Origin of the sequence: Streptomyces sp. NPDC059679, assembly GCF_042734105.1 — a bacterium.
Classification (GTDB): Bacteria; Actinomycetota; Actinomycetes; order Streptomycetales; family Streptomycetaceae; genus Streptomyces.
The window spans coordinates 1-3,790 of sequence record NZ_JBHWES010000169.1 but is presented as its reverse complement, the minus strand read 5'-3'; the positions used below and the strand labels follow the sequence as shown (position 1 = coordinate 3,790).

General features: G+C 71.0%; 4 protein-coding genes. All 4 read right to left on the bottom strand.

All coding sequences use genetic code 11. From position 1 onward, the window contains the following. Positions 1–144: 144 nt before the first annotated feature. Positions 145–1,851, bottom strand: a complete 1,707-nt coding sequence (locus ACFV2X_RS55365) for a proline--tRNA ligase (RefSeq protein WP_385631881.1) — start codon at positions 1,849–1,851, stop codon at positions 145–147. Positions 1,852–1,957: 106 nt separating this feature from the next. After that, a complete protein-coding gene (locus tag ACFV2X_RS55360) occupies positions 1,958–2,524 on the bottom strand; it encodes a GNAT family N-acetyltransferase (protein WP_385631878.1) in 567 nt (188 codons plus the stop codon). A gap of 25 nt (positions 2,525–2,549) precedes the next feature. After that, positions 2,550–3,395: a GNAT family N-acetyltransferase gene (locus tag ACFV2X_RS55355; RefSeq protein WP_385631875.1), complete on the bottom strand. Its 846-nt coding sequence runs from the start codon at positions 3,393–3,395 to the stop codon at positions 2,550–2,552. A 152-nt stretch (positions 3,396–3,547) separates the two neighbouring features. Then, on the bottom strand, positions 3,548–3,790 hold a 243-nt coding region (locus ACFV2X_RS55350; protein ID WP_385631873.1), incomplete at its 5' end, for a flavodoxin-dependent (E)-4-hydroxy-3-methylbut-2-enyl-diphosphate synthase.

Sequence of the window (3,790 nt, the reverse complement as noted above, 5' to 3'; positions counted from 1 at the left end):
ACCACGCAATACAAGATCCGTAGATTAGTGGTGGGATGGGTTTTTTTTTTATGTCAGCGCCCCCCCCCCCCGGTCCCTCCCCGTGTCCTGGCCGCTCCGCGGAGCGGCCAGGACACGGAAGGAGCGCCGGGCCTCTGAAGCCTGTCAGACCGTGAGGCGGGACAGCGCCTCGTCGACCGGCAGCTCCTCGCGCTCGCCCGTGCGGCGGTCCTTGAGCTCCACCACGCCGTCCTTCGCGCCACGGCCGACGACCAGGATCGTGGGCACGCCGATCAGCTCGGCGTCGGTGAACTTCACGCCCGGGGAGACGCCGGCCCGGTCGTCGACCATGACGCGGACGCCCGCCGTCCCCAGCTTGTCCGCGAGCTCCAGGGCCAGCTCGGTCTGGAGCGCCTTGCCCGCCGCGACGATGTGGACGTCGGCCGGGGCGACCTCGCGGGGCCAGCACAGCCCGGACTCGTCGTGGGTCTGCTCGGCGAGGGCGGCCACGGCGCGCGAGACGCCGATGCCGTAGGAGCCCATGGTGACCCGGACCGGCTTGCCGTTCTGGCCGAGCACATCGAGCTGGAAGGTGTCGGCGTACTTCCGGCCGAGCTGGAAGATGTGGCCGATCTCGATGGCCCGGTCGAGCTCGATACCGGCGCCGCAGCGGGGGCAGGGGTCGCCGGGCCTGACCACCACGACATCGAGGTACTGGTCGACCTCGAAGTCCCGGCCGCAGACGACGTTGCGCGCATGCTTGCCGGGCTTGTTGGCGCCGGTCACCCAGGCGGTGCCGGGCGCGACGCGCGGGTCGGCGAGGTAGCGGAAGGACTTCCCGGCCAGGCCCTGCGGGCCGATGTAGCCGCGGACCAGGTCGGGGCGGTCGGCGAAGTCCTCGGCGGTGACGACCTCGACCTCGGCGGGGGCGAGGTGTTCGGCGAGCTTGCCGAGGTCCACCTCGCGGTCGCCGGGGACGCCCACCGCGGTGATCTCGCCGTCGACCTTGACGAGGAGGTTCTTCAGGGTGGCGGAGGCCGGGATGTTCAGGTGCTCGGCGAGGGTGTCGATGGTGGGGGTGTCGGGGGTGTCCAGCTCCTCGACCGGGCCGTGCTCGGCGCCCTCGACGGGGGTGAGTGCGAGGGTGACGGCCTCGGTGTTGGCCGCGTAGTCGCAGTTCGGGCAGTCCACGAAGGTGTCCTCGCCGGCCGCGGCCGGGGCCAGGAACTCCTCGGAGGCGGAGCCGCCCATGGCGCCGGAGATCGCGGAGACGATGCGGTAGTCCAGGCCGAGGCGTTCGAAGATCCGCTGGTAGGCCTCGCGGTGCAGCCGGTAGGACTCGGCCAGGCCCTCGTCGGTGGTGTCGAAGGAGTACGAGTCCTTCATCTGGAACTCGCGGCCGCGCAGCACGCCGGAGCGGGGGCGGGCCTCGTCCCGGTACTTGGTCTGGATCTGGTAGAGGATCACGGGCAGGTCCTTGTAGGACGTGCACTGGTCCTTGACCGTCTGGGTGAAGATCTCCTCGTGGGTCGGGCCGAGGAGGTAGTCGGCGCCCTTGCGGTCCTTGATCCGGAACAGCAGGTCGCCGTACTCGTCCCAGCGGCCGCTGGCCTCGTACGGCTCACGGGGCAGCAGGGCGGGCAGCAGGACCTCCTGGGCGCCGATGGCGTCCATCTCCTCGCGGACGATCCGCGCCACGTTCTCCAGGACCTTCTTGCCGATGGGCAGCCAGGTCCAGATGCCCGCGGAGGTGCGGCGTACATAGCCGGCGCGGACGAGCAGCTTGTGGCTGGCGGTCTCGGCATCGGCCGGGTCCTCGCGCAGCGTCTTCAACATCAACCTGGACATGCGCTGGACGTGGGCCTGGGCCATGGTTCTTCTCCTGCGTACGAGATGGGATGTCCAGGAGATTAACCGCTGCCGCCACCCACCGGGAAATGAACCAGGGGAAGGCGTACCGGGGGAAGGCTACGGAAAATCAGCGGCGCAGCGGGAGCGGGGCGCCCATGACCGCGTACGGGGTCGGCGCGCTCGGGAAGAGCACGGGGCGGGCGAGGTCGCGGTAGCCGAGGTCGCGGTAGAGGTGGCGGGCGGGGCTCTCGACGTCGATCGCGGAGAGGATGGAGCGCGGCTGGTCCGCTCCGTCGGTGATGGTGGTGATCAGCGACCGGCCGATGCCGTGCTGCTGGTAGTCGGGGTGGACATGCAGCTCGGTGATGACGAAGGAGTCGTCCAGCCAGTCCTCGTGGCCGGTGTCGCGCAGATAAGGCTCGACGACCGTGGACCACCAGTGCGTGCGGTCGTTGGGCATGCCGTAGACGAAGCCGACGAGCCGCCCGGCGGGGGTGGTGGCGCCCAGCGCGCGGGCGCCCGGGCTGGTGAGGTGGCGCAGCACGATGTGGCGCCGTACTCCGGCCTCCTCGTCGGTGAGCCCGAAGGCGATCGCCTGCACGGCAAGGGCCTCGTCCACGCGCGCGGCGAGGTCGAGCGGCCCCACGACGACGCCCTGCGGGTCCGGTGGCCCCTCGCCTGGTTGATGCAGCATGGGCGGCACCCTACTGGGCCGTCGATCAGAACAGCACACTCATGAAGGCGCCGACCTCCTGGAAGCCGACGCGGCGGTAGGCGGCGCGGGCGGCGGTGTTGAAGTCGTTGACGTAGAGGCTGACGACGGGCGCGACCTCGTTCAGCGCATAGTGCAGGACGGCGGCCATACCGGTCTCGGACAGCCCGCGGCCGCGGTATTCGGGGGCGACCCAGACGCCCTGGATCTGGCAGGCGTGGCGGGTGGCGGCGCCGATCTCGGCCTTGAAGACGACCCGGCCGTTCTCGATGCGGGCGAAGGACCGCCCGTGGCTGACGAGTTCGGCGACCCGGGCCTGGTAGAGCAGCCCGCCGTCACCGGCGAGCGGCGAGACGCCGACCTCTTCGGTGAACATGGCCACGCAGGCGGGCATGATCACGTCCATTTCGTCCTTGCGGACGCGGCGGACGAGCGGGTCGGGCGCGATACCGGCGGGCATGGTGGTGGTGGCCATGAGCGGCTGATGGGCGCGGACCTCGCGGGCCGGGCCCCAGCTGGGCTCGAGCAGCGACCAGAGCTCGGTGGTGGTGTCGGCGGGGCCGACGATGGAGGAGCAGCGGCGGCCGGCCCGGCGGGCGCGCTCGGCGAAGCCGCGTACGGCCTCACGGGTGGCGCAGATGGGGACGAGGTTGGCTCCGGCGTAGCAGAGCGATTCCAGCCGGCCACCGGTGTACCAGCCCCACATCTCGCCGCCGAGCCGCCAGGGGTCCAGGCCGGCGACCTGGACGCGGGCGGCGACGAAGGCGTTGGAGACCGGGTCGCGGTCGAGGACCGCAAGGGCCTCGTCGAGCTCGTGGGGCTCGAGCACCCTGGTGGTGGACGTCGTCAGCACGTGTCGGTATGCCTCACCGGTTGCGGCCGAGGGCCAGAAGATTCGATTCTCCGCACTGTACCTCGGGGGTCGCCCAGGCCACCGCCCGCGTTCACCGACCGGGCCGTGGTCCGGTCGGGTGCGGGCGGTGTGGCCGCGGGCGCGGGGTGGCGTCAGCCGGTGACGGAGACCTCGGGCTCTCCGGAGGCGATGCCGTCCTTCTCCATCTGTTCGGCGATCTTCATGGCCTCGTCGATCAGGGTCTCCACGATCTTCGACTCGGGCACGGTCTTGATCACCTCGCCCTTGACGAAGATCTGGCCCTTGCCGTTGCCCGAGGCCACCCCCAGATCCGCCTCACGCGCCTCACCGGGGCCGTTGACCACACACCCCATCACCGCGACCCGCAGCGGCAC

What these genes read in the sequence shown, in the direction of transcription:
- ACFV2X_RS55360 (WP_385631878.1), bottom strand. Translation starts at nt 2,524, where the DNA reads ATGCTGCATCAACCAGGCGAGGGGCCACCGGACCCGCAGGGCGTCGTC.
- ACFV2X_RS55365 (WP_385631881.1), bottom strand. Translation starts at nt 1,851, where the DNA reads ATGGCCCAGGCCCACGTCCAGCGCATGTCCAGGTTGATGTTGAAGACG.